Genomic DNA, 20205 nt, shown 5'->3' with positions numbered 1-20205 from the left:
TATTTATTTAAAACCTAAGATTCAATTATCGAATTAATCTGAGAAAATAATTGTCCATCACTTAAAAAAGCACCTTGCTGAATCAACTCAAATATAGATGCGCTTCTGTCTTCTGTAAATACTTTCTTTCCAACTTTCATTTCAATATTTTCAGTAAACATATTATCAGATAACCACTGTAAACCTTCTGTGGTTAAAAAATCAGTTTCTTCAACTAGTGATTTCAAAACTATTGATTGCACATGAGTTTCAAAACACTGAAACAAGAAAATATGATTTCTAGAAAAATGTTCTAAAAATTCAGCTCTTGACAATACACCTTCCCAAATTAAATCTGAGAAAACATCTAATTCCTGCTCGGCAACTTCAGGTTTATTTACTTTTAGAGCATCCCACTCTGCTTTATCAATAGCTTGCGTAGCTAAAAAACTAGCAAACTCTGCGTGTAGTTCATCAAATTGCTCTTTTGTTAATCTTGCGTATTTCATTTTATTTTAGGCTTTATGCTTTACGCTGTAAGCTAAATACTCTAGCCACCAACATTAAGTCTAATTAATATTAATTCATTTCATTAAACAAAAAAATCCCGATTTGCATCGGGATTTTTATATAATCTTTAAAACTATTACTTTTCAGCAACAATCTCGTAAGCTAACTCAACGATTACATCTCTGTGTAAACGAACACTAGCAGAATATTTACCAGTACGTTTTACGATACCGCTTGTGATGAATTTTCTATCAATAGCGTTACCAGATTTCTCTAAAGCATCAGCAATATCGATGTTAGTGATAGAACCAAAAAGTTTCTCTCCACCAGCTTTTGCAGTAAGTTTAATTTCAAGAGCTTTTAAAGTTTCAGCTAATGCTTTAGCATCAGCAACAACTTTAGCTTCTTTATGTGCTCTTTGTTTTAGATTTTCAGCTAAAACTTTTTTAGCAGAAGGAGTTGCTAATGTAGCAAAACCTTGAGGAATTAAAAAGTTACGACCGTAACCAGGCTTTACAGATACTACATCATCTTTAAATCCTAAGTTTTGTACGTCTTGTTTTAAAATAAGTTCCATGTTGTTGTCCTTATATTTTAGAAGTTAGGTTCTATTATTAGAAACCAGCGACTAGAGTTTTTAATTATTTTAATAAATCGGCCACGTATGGCATTAAAGCTAAGTGACGAGCTCTTTTTACAGCTACAGAAACTTTTCTTTGGTATTTTAATGAAGTTCCAGTTAAACGACGAGGAAGAATTTTTCCTTGCTCATTTACGAATTTCAATAAGAAATCAGCATCTTTATAATCGATGTATTTGATTCCTGATTTTTTGAAACGACAATACTTTTTAGTTTTGTTTGTTTCAATGTTTAAAGGCGTTAAATATCTGATATCTCCGTCTTTTTTTCCTTTTGCAGATTGCTCGATTGTAGACATAATAATTACGCTTTAGTAGATTTTAATTTTGCTCTTCTTCTTTCCGCCCATGAAATAGCATGTTTGTCTAAACTTACAGTTAAGAAACGCATAACTCTTTCGTCACGTCTGAATTCAGTTTCAAAAGCAATTAGAACTTCTCCAGCTACTTTGAATTCGAATAAATGGTAAAAACCACTTTTTTTGTTTTGGATTTCGTAAGCCATTTTTTTCAGACCCCAATCCTCTTTCGATACCATTTCAGCTCCTCTACTAGTAAGAAATTCTTCAAATTTCGTTACTGTTTCCTTCACCTGAACCTCAGATAAAACGGGATTTAAAATGAAAACAGTTTCATAATGATTCATAAATACAATATTTATTTGTTAAAATTGGGTGCAAAAGTAACCATAATTTTTAAATATACAACACTTTTTTACTTTTATTCGTTGTAATGTAAAAAACAGAGCTTAACTTTAGTTTTTTTTACAAAAAAATAATACATTTACTATTGCTATCCTGAATTTATTCTAAATTTATTGTTATGAAAATAAACTGTGTTGTTGTAGATGATAGTTCTATACAGAGGACAATTATTGCAAAATTAGTCAATAATCACCCAGGTTTGCATTTAATCGGTGATTTTTCTAATGCAATTGAAGCGAAAAGTTGTATCTCTTTAAATAATATCGACCTAATATTTCTTGATATAGAAATGCCAGTTATAAATGGCTTTGACTTCCTTGATGGATTAAAGTCTAAACCGCAGATCATATTCATTACTTCTAAAGCCGAATACGCTTTAAAAGCTTTTGATTATGATGCTACCGATTATTTGCAAAAACCTATTGCGGTGGACCGTTTTAATGCTTCTGTAAAAAGAGCTATAGACATGCATTTACTTAAAAAAGAAGTAAAAGAAGAAGAAGGCGAACATATCTTCATTAAAAGCAACCTTAAAAAACTTAAAATCTTCACAGCAAAAATCAAATGGATTGAAGCTTTTGGAGATTACGTAAGAGTTGTTACTGAGGACGACAGTAATCTGGTACTTTCGACTATGAAATCCTTTGAAAATGATTTATCAAAAGATAAATTTATTCGTGTGCACAAATCGTACATCATAAATATAGATAAAGTAGAACGCTTTAACAGCAAGTTTGCCGAAATCGGTATTACCAAAATCCCGCTTAGCCGCAACAAAAAAGAAGACTTAGTAAAAGCACTGTCAACATCTTGATTTTTAATAAAAATCAACATTAATAACAACCTTTACAGCTCTGTACTGAGCAACAGCCTCAAAACTATTCAATATTTTTTGAATAGTTTTTTTTGTACTCCCTAATGGAATTTCCTGTGGAATTTTAATTAAAATAGTTCTAATATACTCATTTCGTATCCTATTTATCGCAGGTTCTTCAGGACCCAAAACCGGCATTTTTAAGTTTTGACTTAAAACCTGATACAACCACATAGAACCTTCCTTTAATTTATCAAACTCACGGTGCTTTAAAGTCAGTTTAATAATCCTGAAATAAGGCGGATATTTATAAATCATTCTATCATACAATTGCTCCTTATACATACCTATATAATTATGGTTTGTAACTTGTTGAATTGTATTGTGATTTGGATTATAAGTTTGGATCACAACTTTACCTTGTTTTTCAGATCGTCCTGCTCTTCCTGCAACTTGTGTCATCATTTGAAAACTGCGTTCAAAAGCTCTAAAATCTGGATGATGCAGCATGTTATCTGCATTCATAATTCCAACCAAGCTCACATTATCAAAATCAAGTCCTTTAGCAAGCATTTGCGTTCCTACCAAAATATCTACTTCTCTATTCTTGAACGTATCAATAATTTTTTCAAAACCAAATTTACCTCGTGTTGTATCCTGATCCATTCTAGCTGTTTTAGCTTTTGGAAAAAGAGAAACCAATTCCTGTTCGATTTGCTCCGTCCCAAAACCTTTAGTCGTCAAATCTATACTCGAACAACTATGACAATGTGTTGGCTTTGCAATTGAATAACCACAATAATGACAACGCAATTGATTTTTAAATTTATGAAATGTCAAGCTTACATCACATTGCTGGCAATGCGGGACATGACCACAAGTCATACATTCTATTACAGGAGAATAACCTCTTCTGTTTTGAAACAAAATTACTTGTTCGCCCAAAGACAAAGCTTCCGTAATTTCTTCAATTAAAATATCACTAAAATGCCCTGTCATTCTTTTCCTGAAATGTTTGTCTTTTAAATCAACTAAAACTACCTCAGGCATTCGAACATTTTTATAACGCTCAGTTAAAGTTACTAAACCATATTTATCTGTTTGAGTATTAAAATATGTTTCGATACTTGGGGTCGCAGAACCTAATAATACTTTGGCATTATGAAAATTTGCCAAAACAATTGCAGAGTCACGTGCATGATATCTTGGTGCAGGATCGGTTTGCTTAAAAGTTTGTTCATGTTCTTCATCAACAATCAGTAAACCCAAACTATTAAAAGGCAGAAACAAGGCAGACCTCGCTCCTATTACAATCTGTGCTTTTTCAGAGTTTTCTAGTGTTTGTTTCCAAACCTCAACTCGTTCGTTATTGCTGTATTTTGAATGAAAAACGGCAACTTTATCTCCAAAATGAAGTCTCAATCGAGAAACTAACTGCGTTGTAAGCGCAATTTCTGGCAGCAGATACAAAATTTGTTTGCCCGTTTCTAAATATTCTTCTATCAGTTTAATATAAATTTCCGTCTTTCCACTTGATGTAACACCATGCAGAAGACAAACTTCTTTTTCTAAAAAACTATTTTTAATTGCAGTAAAAGCATTTTCCTGAGCCTCGCTTAATAGAAGTTCTTTTTCTGATTTCTCTCCATTAAATGAAACACGATCGTGCTGTAAATAATACTCTTCAAAAATTTCTTTCTCGATTAAAGCTTTTACAACAGCTGAAGTAGAATTTGAAACTTCAATCAATTTCTTTACCGTAATCGGTTTCTTTTCTGAAGCGCTTATCTGAAAATAAGCCAGTACGATTTCTTTTTGCTTATTAGCACTTTTCAATACCTCAAGCAATTCTCCTAAACCATTATCAGATTCATATTGCGAATGTAATTTCACATAACGAATCAGTTTTGGCTTGTAGCTTTCTTTTATTTCTTCCTCTAAAACAATAATATCCTTTGCAATTAATTTTTGAAGAATTGGCAGGATATTTTTCCTGTTTAAAATCGAAACAATCTCCTGAACTTTAAGCGAACTTTGATGCTGCAATGCTTCATAAACTAAAAACTCATCATCGGAAAGTTCTGAATCATTTACGACAACTTCTGGTTTATGCGAAACAATAGTTTCACTTTCCAATAATAATCCAGTTGGAAAAGCACCGCGATAAACATCGCCAATACCGCACATATAATAATTGGCAACCCAAAGCCAATGTTTAATCTGTGTTTCGGTCGCAATTGGTTTTTCATCTAAAATCTGATGAATTTCTTTTGCCTCATATAATGTCGGTGCGTTTTCGTGTATATCGATCACCAACGCCGTATAAATTTTACTTTTACCAAATGGTACTGCCACCCGCATACCCTTTTTTATAAAATGATATTCAGCTTCAGAAACGCGATATGTAAAAGTTTTAGCTAAAGAAAGCGGTAAAACAACTTCGATAAAAAACATGCACTAATTTTATATGATTTGGAAACTTATTATTTTCCTGAAGATTTAGCTAAATAATCATTAACCAATTTCAACGTATGATTTAGAGATTCTGCATTAGTTCCATTGTCATGACCAGGAATAACATATACTGGCTTCTTGAATTTCGCTTGCACTTTATGCATCGATTTCTGCCATTCCTTTACATCAGCATCACCTAAATAACCAAGATCAACAGCAGATATGCTTTTTACAAAACAACCACCGTAAAGTATTTTTTCTTTATTAAACCATACCACAACATTATCAGACGCATGACCTTTTCCTGGATAATAAACCTCAAAAGTATGCTGACCGACGGTAAATGTCGTGTCATTCGGAATTATAAATTCTGCCCTGCCTTCGCTGTTTTTTTTAAGAATCTCATCTGTTAATTTAATTGTATACGTCTTAATACCTTTCTTTCTGTAAAAGTCCAGTCCTCCAGCACGATCTTCATGAGAATGCGTTGCAAAATGCATTATAACCTTTTTATTATGTCTTGCTTTTATTGTATCTAATAAAGGCTGAAACTGTGATTTATCCCAAGGCGCATCAAACAAAACCACACCTTTACCGTTAACCAAATACAAAGCATTGGCAGAAATCTTTGTTCCTTTATAATCATGAAATGTTTTATAAACATAAAAGTCACCCGTAAGATGACTTATTTGTAATGGCGAATTCTTAGATTGTCCAAAACTATTTGAAGCTAAGACTAAGAATAAAATTATCGAAGCTAATTTTCGCATATTTTTAAAATTAATTTTTCACTCGTGTCCAGTATTGTGTTCTTCCCATTAAAGAAATTCCAACATAACCGCGAAGTTTTAATTTATCTGCAGATTCTAATGAAATATAACATTTGTATTTTTTACCATTTGTAGGATCTAAAATAGTTCCTCCATTATATTCAGAACCATCTTTTTTAAGACCATTCATAATAACCATTCCTAAAATAGGTTTATTTTTCTCAGCACCGTCACATTTAGTACAAACATCCTTTTTATGATCAGCACGAAGAATTTCAACTACTTTACCGTAAATTTTTCCAGATTTTTCATAAACCTCTACTACAGATTTTGCCTCACCCGTTTCATCGTCAATAGTTTTCCATTTTCCGATAACACTTTGAGATTGCATTGTACTTAATGCGAAGAAAAAAACACCAATTGTTAAAATCCAATTTTTCATACCTATTTATTTTTTTTTTGTTTTAATTTTCTGATTGAGGCATTCAATTCAAAACCCAAAAGCAGAATCATACAGTTTATCCAAATGTAAAACATTAGAATTAATAATGTTCCAATTGAACCATAAAGTTCGTTATATTTTGAGAATTTTATAACCCAAATCCCAAAAAAGAACGAAGATATAACAATTAAGATTGTTGTAAAAACCGATCCAATACTTATAAAAGGCACTTTATTATACTGCTTTGTACCATAACGCAATAATATTGAAGATGTTATCAAAATCATCAGTATAATAAACAAATATCGACCTAAAATAATCAACGGAATACGATCACTCAAAACATCCTGAATAATTGTTTTTTGAATAAAAACCTCAAAAACAACAATCGTAGCCACCGTTACAAACAATATAATAGTCATAACAAGCGAAATAGCTAATGCTACCAAATATTGCTTTAAAAAACCACGCTTATCAAAAACATGTTTAGAAGACTCAAAACCGCTTAAAATTCCGTTAATACCATTCGCCATTAAAAAAATCGAAAGCAAAAATCCCGACGATAACAATCCCGAGTGACTATTATTTAAAATATCACTGATAATTTTACTAATAGCATCATAAGTATTTGGAGGAACTCCCTGTTGTACAAACTGCAAAAAATCGGCCTGAAAACCTTCTATCGGAATAAAAGGAATTAAGTTTAAAATAAATAATGCAAAAGGAAATAAAGCCATAAAAAAGCTGAAAGAAACAGCACTGGCGTGATAAGAAAATGCACCTTCAATAATTCCTAAGGTATACATTTCAAGCAAATCATAAAGTGAAAAACCTTCCAGCCAAGGCAATTTTATTTTCTTAAAAAATCGGGCTATAGAACGTATTACAGGAACTTTTTCAATCCGATCTTCTATTTCTTGAGACATACTATTTTAGATTTTTAGATTGTTGAGTTGGATTTTAGATTACAAAAATTACAATTTAAAACACTTTACTCAATTAAAAAGCTTTTAAACTCAAATCCATATTGTAAACTGAATGAGTTAACGCTCCAGACGAAATATAATCTACACCGCAAAGTCCATATTCGCGAATTGTTTTTTCGCTGATATTTCCTGAAGATTCTGTCTGACATTTTGAACCAATTAAAGCTACGGCAGTTTTAGTATCTTCATAATTAAAATTATCGATTAAAATTCTGTGAACACCGTCGCTCAACAAAATTTCACGAATTTCATCAAGATTTCTAGCCTCAACAATAATTTTTAAATCTAGATTATTCTCTTTCAAATAATCCTTAGTTTTTTTTATGGCAAGCGTAATACCTCCTGCAAAATCAATATGATTATCTTTCAACATTACCATATCGTATAAAGCATAGCGATGATTTTCTCCTCCTCCAATTTTCACCGCCCATTTTTCCGCAGCTCTAAAATTTGGTGTCGTTTTGCGAGTATCTAATATTTTAGCTCCCGTTCCTTCTAAAAGCTGCACGCAATGATTTGTTTTTGTTGCAATTGCAGACATTCTCTGCATAGTATTTAAAACTACTCTTTCTGCCTTCAAAATAGATTGAGAACTTCCAGAAACTTCAAAAACAATCTCACCATATTCTACATGCGTTCCATCCTCAATAAATGTTTTTACCTTTAATTTAGGATCAACATAATCAAATATCATTTTCGCAAGCGCAACACCAGCAATAATTCCCTGATCTTTCACTAATAATCTTGCTTGACCATGAGCAGTGTCTGGAATACAAGCAAGAGAACTATAATCGCCTGATCCTACATCTTCTCTAATGGCGTTACTAATCAAAAGTTCTAATTCTGATTGAAATTGAGCTTCACTTATCATTTTTATATTTTTTATAATATGCTAAATTATGACTTATTTTATGGATTTGAAAATTACTATAACATGAAAAGTTATACAAAACATTAAATATCTCTTTTTTAACCATTAAGATATTAAGAAAGACCGAGATCTAATTCTTAATGAAACTTACTATTTTTAATGATAGAAAAATCAAAGAACATTAAATATCTTTGAAATTCAAGCAAACAAAACTTATGGGATTAATTAAAGATATTTATTCTGTTTCTTTCTACGAAAAATTTAGTCAGGCTGCAGCCGAAGTACATCCAAAATTCGACAAGCAAAAATTTATTGAAACTATTTACGAAGGCGATTTTGCTCAAAAGGAATGGAAAGAAAGAATGAAACACACAACAGTTGTTTTTCATGAATTTATGCCCAAAAATTTCCCCGAAGCCGTTACTTTAATTGACAAAATCATTGAAAATTTAAAGAAAAATAATTTCACAGACAGCAATCTGGCTTTTATCTTCTTTGCTGATTATATCGAAATGTACGGTTTAGACGATTTTAAAACTTCAGCGAAAGCTTTTGTTTCTATCACTCAATTTATAAGCTGCGAATTTGCTGTTCGTCCTTTTATTTTAAAGTACAAAGAGCAAATGATTGACGAAATGACAAAATGGTCATTGCATGAAAATCATCACGTGCGTCGTTTAGCCAGCGAAGGTTCGCGCCCAAGATTACCGTGGGCAATGGCAATTCCGTTCTTAAAAAAAGATCCTTCATCTATCCTGCCTATTTTAGAAAACCTAAAAAACGATCCTTCCGAATATGTCAGAAGAAGTGTTGCTAATAACTTAAATGATATCGCAAAAGACAATCCGCAAATAGTATTAGAAATCGCTTCAAGATGGAAAAATCAAAGTAAAGAAACTGATGGAATTATAAAACACGGCTGTAGAACATTATTAAAACAAGGTCATCCGGAAATTTTAAGCCATTATGGTTTAGAAAGCACGAATATTGAACTTTCATCATTTGAAGTTAAAACTCCAGTTGTAAAAATTGGTGATTATCTGCAATTTCATTTTCACTTAAACAATAAAAATGAAGATCCAAAAACGATTCGTTTAGAATATGCCGTTCATTATAAAAAAGCAAAAGGACACTTGGCTAAAAAAGTATTTAAAATAAGTGAGAAAGTTTACCATCCGAATCAATTAACCAAAATTGAAAGAAACCAATCTTTCAAATTGATTACAACGAGAGTTTTTCATACTGGGATTCATCAATTGTCAATTATTATTAATGGAACGGAAAGTGAAGTTTTAGAGTTTGAATTGATCGATTAACCCGAGATTACAATTCTCATGCTCCGGCGGAGCAAAATATTTATAGCGAAATATCGCATTACCACAGAAAAAGCTCCAGAGGAGCGACATATTTATCACCCCGCTGGGACTTTATGAAATGTGATATTATTCTTTGCTATAAATATTTCGTTCCTCTGGGACTTTCTAAACTTAAATTTAATCATCTCTTTCAAACTTAACCACCGTTTTTTCTTATTTTTATAATTCTAAAAATTCAAAACAAACTTTTCTTAATCTAAATTAAGTTACAGACAGGCTTCGTTACTTTAATTTTGTTTTCAAATCAAATAAAAAATACCACATGTCAAATATCAGTTTAATTATAGAAGAACGTGCTGCCAATATTGGCAATTTTATGGTAGGTCGTTTGCTGCCTTTCCGTGAAAAAAGAGCTGTTGGTCCATTTGTATTTATCGACCATATGGGACCTGCACATTTAAGTGATCATGAAAATATGGATGTTCCTCCTCATCCGCATATCGGACTTTCGACTTTAACATTCTTGTTTGAAGGAAGCATTATGCACCGTGATAGTTTAGGAACCGAATTAGAAATAAAACCAGGCGCCGTAAACTGGATGACAGCTGGAAAAGGAATTGTTCATTCTGAAAGAACACCAGAATATTTAAGACATTCAGACAAAATGCTTCACGGATTACAGATTTGGGTAGCGCTTCCAAAAGAATTGGAACAAATGGATCCAAATTTTACACATGTTGAAGCAGATGATATTCCTACTTGGGAAGAAGACGGCGTTTCGTATAAACTGATTGCCGGCCAAGCATTTGGTAAAAAATCGCCAGTTCCTGTTTATAGTCCGCTTTATTTTATTGAAATCAAAAGTACTGAAGCTAAGAAAATCAATATTGGAAGTCATTTATTTGGCGAAAGTGGTTTATATATTCTCGAAGGAAGCATCAAAAGCGGCGAACATATTTACGATCCAAAACAAATTTTAATTACAAACGACAGTACACTTTGTGAGTTTGAAATTGCCGAAAATTCAACTGTTTATATCTTTGGCGGACAACCGTTCCCTGAAGAACATTTTATCTTTTGGAACTTTGTTTCTTCAGATAAAAACCTAATCGAAAAAGCCAAACAAGATTGGACAAACCAAATATTCCCAAAAGTTCCCGGTGAAACAGATTTTGTTCCATTACCTGAACCAAGAATCAAATAAATTATGAAAACAATATCAGCACAAATAGATACTCGTTTGTATCGCACCGAAATAACATCATCCAGCGGAAATATTGTAATCGCCGATGAACCTCAAAAAGTTGGAGGAAAAAATCTTGGTTTTAGTCCATCAGAACTTTTGGCATCAGCATTAGCATCTTGCACTTTAATAACATTGCGAATGTACATTAATCGCAAACAATGGGATGTTTCTGAAATTAATGTAAAAATAGATTTTGAAAGAGACAATCATCAAAACATTTCTCGATTTACAAGAAAAATTGAAGTTATAGGCGAAGTCGATGAAAAACAAAAACAACGTTTAGAGACAATTGCAAACAGCTGTCCTATACACAAAACATTAACAAACTCAATCGAAATTAAAACCACCTTAATATAATCATCATGGAAATTCAACAAATAAACGATACAAGAAGAGGCTACTTTGAAGCTGTAGAAGACGGAAAAGAAGCTGGAAAAATGACTTATACTTGGGCAGGCGATTCAAAATTTATTATAGATCATACTGAAGTAAACCCAGATTTTAACGGAAAAGGAGTTGGCAAAAAACTAGTTATGGCTGCTGTAGAATATGCTAGAACTAATAATTTAAAAATTATTCCGCTTTGTCCTTTTGCAAAAAGTGTTTTTGATAAAGTCGAAGAAATTCGTGATGTACTTTTTTCTTAAAGGTGCTAAGGTTCTTAGATGCTAAGTTTTCTTTAACCGCAAAGTTCGCAAAGGATTACGCAAAGTTCGCAAAGTTTTTTAGACAAAGCTTTGCGAACTTTGTGTTTCTATTGAGTTAAACTTGGAACAAAAACCTTGCGTTCTTTGCGTTAAAAAACAATACAAAGAAATTCAATTTTCAAATCTCCCCGAAAACTCGTATATTTGCGCGTAATTTAAACTTAGAGTATGACAAGGATAATTACGCTTTTCTGTATTTTTATAGCACAAATCGGCTTTTCTCAAACAGCTGAAAGTTATTTAGAAAAAATCAGAAATAATGAAGCTCTCTTAACAGCTTTCTTTCAACAAATGCCAAAAGGAGGCGATTTACACCACCATTTTTCAGGATCAATTTATGCAGAACCTCTTTTAGAAAGAGCAATTGCAGAAAACTTTTATTTGAATCTAGAAACCATGGAAGTCTCAAAAACCAAACCTGCAAAAGGAAACTGGGAAAGCTTCTCTTCTCTTAAAGAAAAAGGAAAACTAGATTATTACGAGCAGCAAATTATGCAGACTTGGTCAATTAAAGATTATAATGGTTCTGTACCTTCTGATGATCAGTTTTTTGACTCTTTTATGAAATTTGAACCTACTATCACAGGTCATTTTGCAGAAGGAATGCTTGAACTTAAAAAACGTGCCATAGCAGAAAACGTAAGTTATATCGAAACTCAATTATCAACGATTCCGTGCGATATGAATGTTTCTGATCTAAACGATTTCAATACAAAACTTCGTCTTGCTGCAAATGCAAAAGATGAAAAAGCAGTTTTAAAACTTTTAGATGAGTTGTATAAATCACTTCAGAAAAAAGAAGCAAAAAAATATGCTGATGATTTCAATACTAATTTCTTGGCAAAACTTCACAAAGATCTAAAGATCGATGACGAGCGTTTCACAATGCGCTATCAAAATTTTGTACTGCGTTTTATGGAACCTGTAGATTTATTTAAAAATCTGGTTATTGCTTTTATTTCCTCAAATGAAAGTAAACTTACAGCAGGTGTAAACATCGTTTCTCCAGAACACGGACAAACTTCTATGAAAGATTATTGGCTTCACATGGTTATGTTTAAATACTGCCACTCTAAATTTCCAGAAGTAAAATATACACTTCACGCTGGCGAATTGACTTTAGGTTTGGTACAGCCAGAAGATTTAACTTGGCATATAAATGATGCAATTTATATCGCTGGTGCAAACAGAATTGGTCACGGAGTTGATATCGCTTACGAAGCAAATTCATATGATTTATTGAAATATATGTCTAAAAACAATATTCCAATCGAGATTAATTTAACGAGTAATGAGTTTATTTTAAAAGTAAAAGAAAACAGACATCCATTTACACTTTATAAGGAATTCAATGTGCCAATAGTAATCAGCACAGACGACGCAGGGATTTTAAGAAGCAATATGACCGAACAATATGTTTTGTTAGCCAAAAGATATCAGGATGTTAATTATGAAACGATTAAAAAATACGTTTACAACAGCATCAATTACAGTTTTATTCAAGATGAATCGGTTAAAAAACAATTGACTAAAGATTTGGATAATCGTTTTAAAACTTTTGAAGCGAAGTTCTCAAAAAACTAATAAAATAAAAATCTGTTAGATCTGCTAAATCTGCGGAAAAAAATATACTCTCGCAGATTTAGCAGATCTGGCAGATAAAATTCATTTCAATATGATACTTGAAGCCGCATTTCTTTTTATAAAACCAGAACTATCAAATCAGTTTGAAGTTGATTTTGCAAAAGCAAGTCAATATATTTCGTCAATTGATGGTTATTTAGGACATCGTTTAGAAAAATGTCTTGAAATAGAAAACAAATATCTTTTATTAGTCGATTGGAATACGTTTGAAGATCATACAATAGGTTTCAGAACTTCTAAAGCATATTTAGAATGGAAGAAAATTTTACATCATTATTACGAACCGTTTCCTATTGTAGAGCATTTCGAAACGGTTTTTGAAAATAAAAAATAGAGATTTCTTTTGCCACAGATTTCACAGATTAACACAGATTAGATTTAATAAAAAATCCTTTTATCCCGATAGTTATCGGGAGTGGCAGAAAAAAATAAATTCGCGACAATTACTGTAATTCGTAGCAAAAAACAGAACTAATGAACATCAAACTTATCGCAATAGGCAAAACAGATAACAAATCGCTTCAAACTTTGATTGACGATTATACTAAACGTTTGTCGTTTTACATCAAATTTGATTTAGAAATTATTCCCGATATCAAAAACGTAAAAAACTTATCTGAAAGTCAACAAAAGGAAAAAGAAGGCGAATTAATTCTATCAAAACTTTCTCCAACCGATCAATTGATTTTGTTAGATGAAAACGGAAAAAACTTCTCCAGCGTTGGTTTTTCTGAAGAATTACAAAAGAAAATGAATTCCGGAATCAAAACTCTAGTTTTTGTAATTGGCGGTCCTTACGGATTTTCAGATACGGTTTACAGCAAAGCACAAGGAAAAATTTCGCTTTCGCTAATGACATTTTCGCACCAAATGGTTCGTTTGTTTTTTATCGAACAATTGTACCGCGGATTTACGATTTTGCGCAACGAACCTTATCATCATCAATAAAAAGGTTAATCGTTGATTTGTTTAATCGTTTAATCGCTGTTTCTAGAAAACAAATTCTTCATCTTCATTTATAAAAACAAATGGAATCTTTTTATCTATAATAGATTTTACAAGGATTTTAGATTGAATATAATCTCCATAACTCATATTTTTATCATATGAAAATGTGATTTGAGCTTTTGGATTTATAACCAAACTATCCAAAAATGGCTTTAAATTACTTTTAGGAAAATCATACGTTTTTCTTCCGCTGTATTGTATCATTCCGTTCTTTTTAAAATACAACTGACTTCTATTATTGGCAATTTCCATTTTATAATACACTTTCGTGAAAGGAAGAAAAGCTAAATTCTTTCCGATAGAATCTGCGTAAGAATAATAATTTTCGGCATTTTCGTTTTTGTGTGCGCTGTCGGCTCTTTTTTTCTCTTGCAATTTCATCACTTCTGGAATTACCAATTTCAAAGGCAGACGTTTATCGATATTAAAAATCCAATTGGTCGAAATAATACTGCTTTTTCGATTTAAATCAGCTATCGTGTCTTTTCCTTCGGTTTTAAAAAAATGTAAATTGGCGAATGATCTTGTACGTCTTTTATAATTGAAACATTTGCTTTTGGCAATAAAACGTCTTCTTTTTTTCCACAAGAGAAAAGAAGGAAAGCAATAATTAAAGTAATGTATTTCATATTTGTTTGTTTTTAAACTCAAAGTATGTCATTTCGATCCCGAGGCTTCGGGATCGAAATGACAAACCAGGCGATTATTTCAATTATAAATCTAATTTATTAAATAAAGTAACGCATTCCGTAGCTTCTTTTACATCATGCACACGTAGAATTTTTGCACCTTTCGTCAAAGCAATTGTATTTAGAAACGTGGTTCCGTTTAAAGCTTCTTGCGGTGTAATATTAAGCGTTTTATAAATCATTGATTTTCTTGAAATTCCTGCTAAAACTGGCAAATCTAAAAGATTAAAAAGTTCCATTTTTTGCATCACTTCATAATTCTGATCCGTTGTTTTGGCAAAACCGAAACCTGGATCTAAAATTAAATCATTGATTCCTAAACTTCTTGCTTTTTGTACTTTCTCAGAAAAATAAAAAAGCATTTCTTTTACAATATCATCATATTGTGTCAAACTCTGCATCGTTTGCGGATTGCCGCGCATATGCATCATAATGTACGGAACGTTATATTGGGCAATAACTTCAAACATTTTATCGTCTAGTTCTCCAGCAGCAATATCATTTATAATTGCAGCGCCGCTTTCTATACTTGCTTTTGCAACTTCGGCTCTAAAAGTATCAATTGATAATAATGCCTGTGGAAAATGCTTTAAAATTAATTCGATAGCAGGAACAATTCTGTCGATTTCTTCCCGTTCCGAAACAAATTCAGCACTTGGCTTGCTTGAATATGCACCAATATCAATAAACACAGCGCCTTCAGAAAGCATTTTATCTACCTGCGAAATAATATCGTCTTCATTTTTATATTTTCCTCCGTCAAAGAAAGAATTTGGCGTAACATTCAAAATTCCCATTACTTTAGGAATCGATAAATCTATAAGTTCGCCTTTGCAGTTAATCAACATTTTGTTTCAAGTTTTATTTGTTTCAAGTTTCAAGTTGATTTAGATTGCGTAAGTTCTCGAACTTGACACGAGGCCGAAAGACGAACTGGCGAAGCAAACCTGAAACTTGAAACATTATTTTTTAGTTACAAGTTATCACCGTTAACACTTTGTTTAGAAAAAACTTGAAACAAAGAAAACACTAAACTTGAAACTCTTTAATTTAATCCTTATTTTTGAAAAAATTTTAGCAAATATACAGCAATAAATGAAGAATACTTCCCTTGAATTTGATAATGTAATTACGGTTTGCAGAACCTTATTTATCAATAAAATGAAAGATTACGGCAGCGCATGGAGAATTTTAAGACTTCCATCGCTTACGGATCAAATTTTCATAAAAGCACAAAGAATCAGAAGTTTACAAGAAAACGATGTTCGTAAAGTTGATGAAGATGAAAAAGGAGAATTTATTGGAATCATCAATTATTCTATCATGGCTTTAATACAGTTAGAATTAGGAGTTGCTGACCAGCCTGATTTAAGTGTAGAACAAGCAACTGAATTGTATGATGCTAAAGTAAAACTTACGAAAGATTTAATGGAAGCCAAAAATCATGATTACGGAGAAGCATGGCGTGATATGCGTGTGAGCTCTTTAACTGATTTGATTCTGCAAAAAATTCTTCGCGTAAAACAAATCGAAGACAACAAAGGTAAAACTTTAGTTTCTGAAGGTATCGACGCTAATTATCAAGATATGATTAATTATTCTGTTTTCGCTTTAATCTTAAACCCAATCAAATAAATCAAATTACAAAAAAATAAAATCCCAAATTCCAATCTTTGACTTGGTATTTGGTCCCGATAGCCATCGGGAGGAATTTAAATTTTAAATATTTGCCATGAAAAACATTATTACTCAATTCTCTCGCATATTTGTAGGTGTATTATTTATCATTTCAGGATTAATAAAACTAAATGATCCTGTTGGTTTCTCTTATAAACTAGCCGAATATTTTAGCGAACCTGTTTTCAATATGCCATTCTTAGAGCCGTTTGCGCTGGGCTTAGCTATTTTTCTTGTAATATTAGAAGTCGTTTTAGGTGTCATGTTACTTGTTGGTTATAGAGCAACATTGACGATTTGGGCTTTGTTACTTCTTATTGTGTTCTTTACATTCCTTACCTTCTACTCTGCTTATTTTGATGTTGTAAAAGATTGCGGTTGTTTTGGAGATGCTTTGCATTTAACGCCTTGGGAATCATTTACAAAAGATGTTGTTTTATTATTCTTTATTTTGATTTTATTCATCAATCAAAAATTAATAAAACCATTATTCCCAACTCCAAAAACCAATTTTGCAGTTTATGCAAGTGTACTTTTATGTTCATTAATGGCAGTTTGGGTTTTGAACCACAATCCTATAAAAGATTTCCGTCCGTACAAAGTGGGAACTAATATCGAAAAAGGAATGGAAATTCCAGAAGGAGCTCCAAAATCTGTAGTTGAGATGATTTTTATCTACAAAGTAAATGGAGTTGACAAAGAATTTACAGAGAAAGATTTAATGAATATCCCAGAAGGAGCAACATTTGTTGACCGTAAAGACAAAGTAATTTCTGAAGGTTATGTACCGCCAATTCACGATTTTACAATGACAAAAGACGATTCTGATTATAAAGCTGAATTCTTAAAAGAACCAAAACTAGTAATTTTTGTTACTTATGATTTGACTTTATCTGAACCGTCTGGAATGAAAAAATTAGCAAAAGTTACTGCAGATGCAAAGGCAAAAGGTTACAAAGTAATTGCCATGACAGCATCTGGAGCTGATGAAATTGCAAAAGCCAAAAAGCAATACAACTTAGATGTTGATTTCTATTTCTGTGACGCAACCGCTTTAAAAACTGTTGAAAGAGCAAATCCTAGTATAGTAGTTTTACAAAACGGAACAATTATTCAAAAAGTACATTATAATGATGTTGATGATTTGAAATTGTAATACTTTTAATCAAAATAAATTCTAAAACGCCAATTTACTATTATGTCAATTGGCGTTTTTCTTTATCAGAATAGTACACACTAAAAACAATAAATCTGCCGTTTTGTTTTCTATATTTGTTCAAAGACTCATCAAAAAAACAAACCAATCTATGAAACCATTACCAAAGTTATTGTTTACTTTTTTATTAGCTTTTCTCTCCAGCATTACAAGTTTCGGACAATCGGGAACGACAAAAAAAGACCAACGGTATATTTTCTTTTTACACAATAAATTTGTTGAAGAAAATGATTTAAATACAGCTCATCCTGAATATGGAAAAGCGGAATACAATGAAATTTTAGCATCATTTAGAAAAGATAACTTTATTGTTTTCAGTGAAAAAAGAAAGAAAAATACAAATGCTGCCAATTATGCAGAAAAAATCGTAAAACAAATCAAAGCACTTCTTAAAAAAGGAGTTTCTCCTAACAAAATAACAGTTATTGGAACTTCAAAAGGCGGATATATTGCACAATACGTTTCAACTTATCTCGCAAATCCCGATGTGAATTTTGTTTTTATTGGATGTTTTAGAGATAGTGATATAACCGAAATTCCGGATATTAATTTCTGCGGAAACATTTTAACGATTTATGAAAAATCAGATATTTATGGCGTTTCGGCAATTAAACGAAAAGAAACTTCGAAACTAAAAATAAATCATTTTAAGGAAATCGAACTGAATACCAATTTAAAACATGGTTTTTTGTACAAAGCTTCAGATAACTGGATTGCTCCAAGCAAAAAGTGGGCAAACGGAGATTACAATTAGTCACCCAAAAATAGCATCAAAGCCTTCAATAATTCATTTTTATTGAAGGCTTTTTCCATTGAAATCTGACGTTTTTTTGGTTCAAAACTTATTCTTCAAAATAAAATCGCAGCAATTCATCAAACTTTCAAAAAGGCTTTTCAAAAAAATAGTAAATTTTAGAGCCAACTATTACGATTTCATTCGCATTTTTCTAACCTAAAATCAGCGTTTTGTTACAAAATAGTCTGGTTATCAAAATTTGTTAATCTGCATTTGGCTTTCAAATTGTTTGTTTAACTTTGTTCGGAAACATTAATTTATGAAATTATCGGAATTCAAAGTATGAAGATCGATATATCAATTACATTAAAAAATATAAATATTATATGAAACAATTAGCCCTTGTCGTTATTGCATTTATTACGTTCTCTTGCTCACAAGCACAAAAAACAAGTTTTTCTAAAGAAGCTTTGTCTGAAAAATTATTAACTGCTGACGGAGGTCAAGCTGCTTTTAAAAGCATTTTAAAAAAATATAAAGGAAAAACTTTAGTTATTGAGGTTTGGGCTTCATGGTGCGGCGACTGTGTAAAAGCAATGCCAAAAGTAAAAGAGCTGCAGGCTAATAATCCAGATGTTTCTTATTTATTCCTTTCTGCAGATAAAACTGCTGAAAAATGGAAAGCTGGAATCGAAAAACATGAAATAAAAGGAGATCATTATATGATGAATGACGGTATGAAAGGTGTTTTTGGAAAAGCAATCGATCTAGATTGGATTCCGAGATACATTATCGTTGACAAAACAGGGAAAATTGTTTTATACCGAGCAATTGAAACTGATTTTGATAAAATTAATGAAACTTTAAAAGGTTTAAAATAACCTTCTTTAAAATATCAATTTCAAAAGTCGAAATTGATTTGATAAAATTTCAATAAAAACAAAAAATTAAAAGAATAACAAAAACTACCACAATGAGAAAAAAAATTGTTGCAGGAAACTGGAAAATGCATAAAAATGCAGAGCAGACTGAAGAATTATTGAATGAATTAATTGCAAAAATACCAGCACAAACAACTGCACAAGTAATTGTTGCACCAACATTTGTAAACTTACAAGCTGCTGCTGCAAAACTAAAAAATACAACTATCGGTGTTTCTGCTCAAAATGTTCACCAAGCTGAAGGCGGTGCTTTTACAGGAGAAATTTCTGCAGATATGCTAACAAGCGTTGGAGTTAACACTGTGATTCTAGGTCACTCTGAGCGCAGAGCTATTTTTCACGAAACTGACGCTTTAATTGCAAATAAAGTTGATACAGCATTAAAACACGACATGACAGTAATTTTCTGTTTTGGAGAAGAATTAAAAGATCGTCAGACTGGAAATCACTTTAATATTGTTGAAAATCAATTGCGTGATGGGTTATTCCACATTGCAAAAGAATCTTGGGCAAAAGTTGTTTTAGCTTACGAGCCAGTTTGGGCAATTGGAACTGGAGAAACTGCTTCGCCAGAACAAGCTCAAGAAATGCACGAGTTTATCAGAGAAACGATCCGTAAAGCTTTTGGAGCTGAAATCGCTGACGAAGTTTCTATTTTATACGGTGGTTCTGTAAAACCAGACAACGCAAAAGAAATCTTCTCTAAACCAGACGTAGACGGTGGTTTAATTGGAGGTGCTGCTTTAAAAGCTGACGATTTCTTAGCTATTGTAACTGCAATCTAAAAAAAAGATTTAATATCTATTATATCAAAGCGTTCGCATCAGCGAACGTTTTTTTTACCATATAAGTTATA

24 protein-coding genes are annotated in these 20205 nt (G+C 31.9%); 13 read left to right on the top strand and 11 right to left on the bottom strand.

Annotated features, from left to right (window positions below; all coding sequences use genetic code 11):
* Positions 1 to 14 precede the first annotated feature (14 nt).
* The 4 genes from NLG42_RS14685 to rpsF form a co-directional block, all read right to left on the bottom strand.
* Positions 15 to 488, bottom strand: a complete 474-nt coding sequence (locus tag NLG42_RS14685; RefSeq protein WP_257681421.1) for a DUF6495 family protein — start codon at positions 486 to 488, stop codon at positions 15 to 17.
* Between the two features lie 137 nt (positions 489 to 625).
* Positions 626 to 1066 (bottom strand): 50S ribosomal protein L9, encoded by a 441-nt coding sequence (gene rplI, locus NLG42_RS14680; protein WP_089058073.1) that lies wholly within the window; start codon positions 1064 to 1066, stop codon positions 626 to 628.
* A gap of 64 nt (positions 1067 to 1130) precedes the next feature.
* Positions 1131 to 1427, bottom strand: coding sequence for a 30S ribosomal protein S18 (rpsR, locus tag NLG42_RS14675; protein WP_002987043.1), 297 nt, complete (start codon positions 1425 to 1427; stop codon positions 1131 to 1133).
* Positions 1428 to 1432: 5 nt separating this feature from the next.
* Positions 1433 to 1774: a 30S ribosomal protein S6 gene (gene rpsF / locus NLG42_RS14670; RefSeq protein ID WP_007810575.1), complete on the bottom strand. Its 342-nt coding sequence runs from the start codon at positions 1772 to 1774 to the stop codon at positions 1433 to 1435.
* A gap of 176 nt (positions 1775 to 1950) precedes the next feature.
* Between rpsF and NLG42_RS14665 the strand changes: the two genes are divergently transcribed.
* Positions 1951 to 2646 (top strand): LytR/AlgR family response regulator transcription factor, encoded by a 696-nt coding sequence (locus tag NLG42_RS14665; protein WP_257681420.1) that lies wholly within the window; start codon positions 1951 to 1953, stop codon positions 2644 to 2646.
* Positions 2647 to 2649: 3 nt separating this feature from the next.
* Here the strand turns inward: NLG42_RS14665 and priA are convergent, their stop codons facing one another.
* From priA to nadC, 5 genes are all read right to left on the bottom strand, one after another.
* Positions 2650 to 5100: a replication restart helicase PriA gene (priA, locus tag NLG42_RS14660; protein WP_257681419.1), complete on the bottom strand. Its 2451-nt coding sequence runs from the start codon at positions 5098 to 5100 to the stop codon at positions 2650 to 2652.
* 29 nt (positions 5101 to 5129) lie between these two features.
* Positions 5130 to 5870, bottom strand: coding sequence for a subclass B1 metallo-beta-lactamase (gene bla-B1-FLAV, locus NLG42_RS14655; RefSeq protein WP_257681418.1), 741 nt, complete (start codon positions 5868 to 5870; stop codon positions 5130 to 5132).
* A 10-nt stretch (positions 5871 to 5880) separates the two neighbouring features.
* Positions 5881 to 6312, bottom strand: a complete 432-nt coding sequence (locus NLG42_RS14650) for a DUF2147 domain-containing protein (RefSeq protein WP_089058076.1) — start codon at positions 6310 to 6312, stop codon at positions 5881 to 5883.
* A gap of 2 nt (positions 6313 to 6314) precedes the next feature.
* Positions 6315 to 7238: a YihY/virulence factor BrkB family protein gene (locus NLG42_RS14645; RefSeq protein WP_089058077.1), complete on the bottom strand. Its 924-nt coding sequence runs from the start codon at positions 7236 to 7238 to the stop codon at positions 6315 to 6317.
* A gap of 73 nt (positions 7239 to 7311) precedes the next feature.
* A complete protein-coding gene (gene nadC / locus NLG42_RS14640; protein WP_089058078.1) occupies positions 7312 to 8169 on the bottom strand; it encodes a carboxylating nicotinate-nucleotide diphosphorylase in 858 nt (285 codons plus the stop codon).
* Positions 8170 to 8384: 215 nt separating this feature from the next.
* Here nadC and NLG42_RS14635 point away from each other — a divergent pair, with 215 nt between their 5' ends.
* The 7 genes from NLG42_RS14635 to rlmH all read left to right on the top strand — a co-directional run bounded on the left by NLG42_RS14635 (position 8385) and on the right by rlmH (position 14030).
* Positions 8385 to 9485, top strand: coding sequence for a DNA alkylation repair protein (locus NLG42_RS14635; RefSeq protein WP_257681417.1), 1101 nt, complete (start codon positions 8385 to 8387; stop codon positions 9483 to 9485).
* Positions 9486 to 9807: 322 nt separating this feature from the next.
* Positions 9808 to 10689: a pirin family protein gene (locus NLG42_RS14630; protein WP_257681416.1), complete on the top strand. Its 882-nt coding sequence runs from the start codon at positions 9808 to 9810 to the stop codon at positions 10687 to 10689.
* Between the two features lie 3 nt (positions 10690 to 10692).
* Positions 10693 to 11088, top strand: coding sequence for an OsmC family protein (locus NLG42_RS14625; protein WP_257681415.1), 396 nt, complete (start codon positions 10693 to 10695; stop codon positions 11086 to 11088).
* Positions 11089 to 11093: 5 nt separating this feature from the next.
* Positions 11094 to 11378 (top strand): GNAT family N-acetyltransferase, encoded by a 285-nt coding sequence (locus tag NLG42_RS14620; protein WP_099719669.1) that lies wholly within the window; start codon positions 11094 to 11096, stop codon positions 11376 to 11378.
* Positions 11379 to 11606: 228 nt separating this feature from the next.
* Entirely contained in the window at positions 11607 to 13022 is a 1416-nt protein-coding gene (locus tag NLG42_RS14615) for an amidohydrolase family protein (protein WP_257681414.1), read from the top strand.
* A gap of 91 nt (positions 13023 to 13113) precedes the next feature.
* Positions 13114 to 13416 (top strand): antibiotic biosynthesis monooxygenase family protein, encoded by a 303-nt coding sequence (locus NLG42_RS14610; RefSeq protein WP_257681413.1) that lies wholly within the window; start codon positions 13114 to 13116, stop codon positions 13414 to 13416.
* A 140-nt stretch (positions 13417 to 13556) separates the two neighbouring features.
* Positions 13557 to 14030, top strand: coding sequence for a 23S rRNA (pseudouridine(1915)-N(3))-methyltransferase RlmH (gene rlmH, locus NLG42_RS14605; protein WP_026982293.1), 474 nt, complete (start codon positions 13557 to 13559; stop codon positions 14028 to 14030).
* Between the two features lie 42 nt (positions 14031 to 14072).
* Here rlmH and NLG42_RS14600 read toward each other — a convergent pair whose 3' ends face one another.
* A complete protein-coding gene (locus NLG42_RS14600; protein WP_257681412.1) occupies positions 14073 to 14741 on the bottom strand; it encodes a hypothetical protein in 669 nt (222 codons plus the stop codon).
* Between the two features lie 61 nt (positions 14742 to 14802).
* Positions 14803 to 15627, bottom strand: a complete 825-nt coding sequence (folP, locus tag NLG42_RS14595) for a dihydropteroate synthase (RefSeq protein ID WP_257681411.1) — start codon at positions 15625 to 15627, stop codon at positions 14803 to 14805.
* A gap of 247 nt (positions 15628 to 15874) precedes the next feature.
* Here folP and NLG42_RS14590 point away from each other — a divergent pair, with 247 nt between their 5' ends.
* The 5 genes from NLG42_RS14590 (at position 15875) to tpiA (ending at position 20134) form a co-directional block, all read left to right on the top strand.
* Positions 15875 to 16414: a DUF1599 domain-containing protein gene (locus NLG42_RS14590; RefSeq protein WP_089058089.1), complete on the top strand. Its 540-nt coding sequence runs from the start codon at positions 15875 to 15877 to the stop codon at positions 16412 to 16414.
* A gap of 97 nt (positions 16415 to 16511) precedes the next feature.
* Positions 16512 to 17612 carry a BT_3928 family protein gene (locus NLG42_RS14585; RefSeq protein ID WP_099719674.1) on the top strand — a complete coding sequence of 367 codons (1101 nt, stop codon included), beginning with the start codon at positions 16512 to 16514 and terminating at the stop codon, positions 17610 to 17612.
* A gap of 151 nt (positions 17613 to 17763) precedes the next feature.
* Positions 17764 to 18426 carry a dienelactone hydrolase family protein gene (locus NLG42_RS14580; RefSeq protein WP_257681410.1) on the top strand — a complete coding sequence of 221 codons (663 nt, stop codon included), beginning with the start codon at positions 17764 to 17766 and terminating at the stop codon, positions 18424 to 18426.
* Positions 18427 to 18794: 368 nt separating this feature from the next.
* Positions 18795 to 19289: a TlpA family protein disulfide reductase gene (locus NLG42_RS14575; RefSeq protein ID WP_089058092.1), complete on the top strand. Its 495-nt coding sequence runs from the start codon at positions 18795 to 18797 to the stop codon at positions 19287 to 19289.
* Positions 19290 to 19381: 92 nt separating this feature from the next.
* Complete coding sequence (gene tpiA / locus NLG42_RS14570; RefSeq protein WP_089058093.1) at positions 19382 to 20134, top strand: triose-phosphate isomerase; 753 nt, start codon at positions 19382 to 19384, stop codon at positions 20132 to 20134.
* Positions 20135 to 20205 lie beyond the last annotated feature (71 nt).

Source organism: Flavobacterium plurextorum, from assembly GCF_024638035.1.
In the GTDB taxonomy this organism is placed as follows: domain Bacteria; phylum Bacteroidota; class Bacteroidia; order Flavobacteriales; family Flavobacteriaceae; genus Flavobacterium; species Flavobacterium plurextorum.
This window is presented reverse-complemented; position numbering and strand designations above follow the sequence as displayed.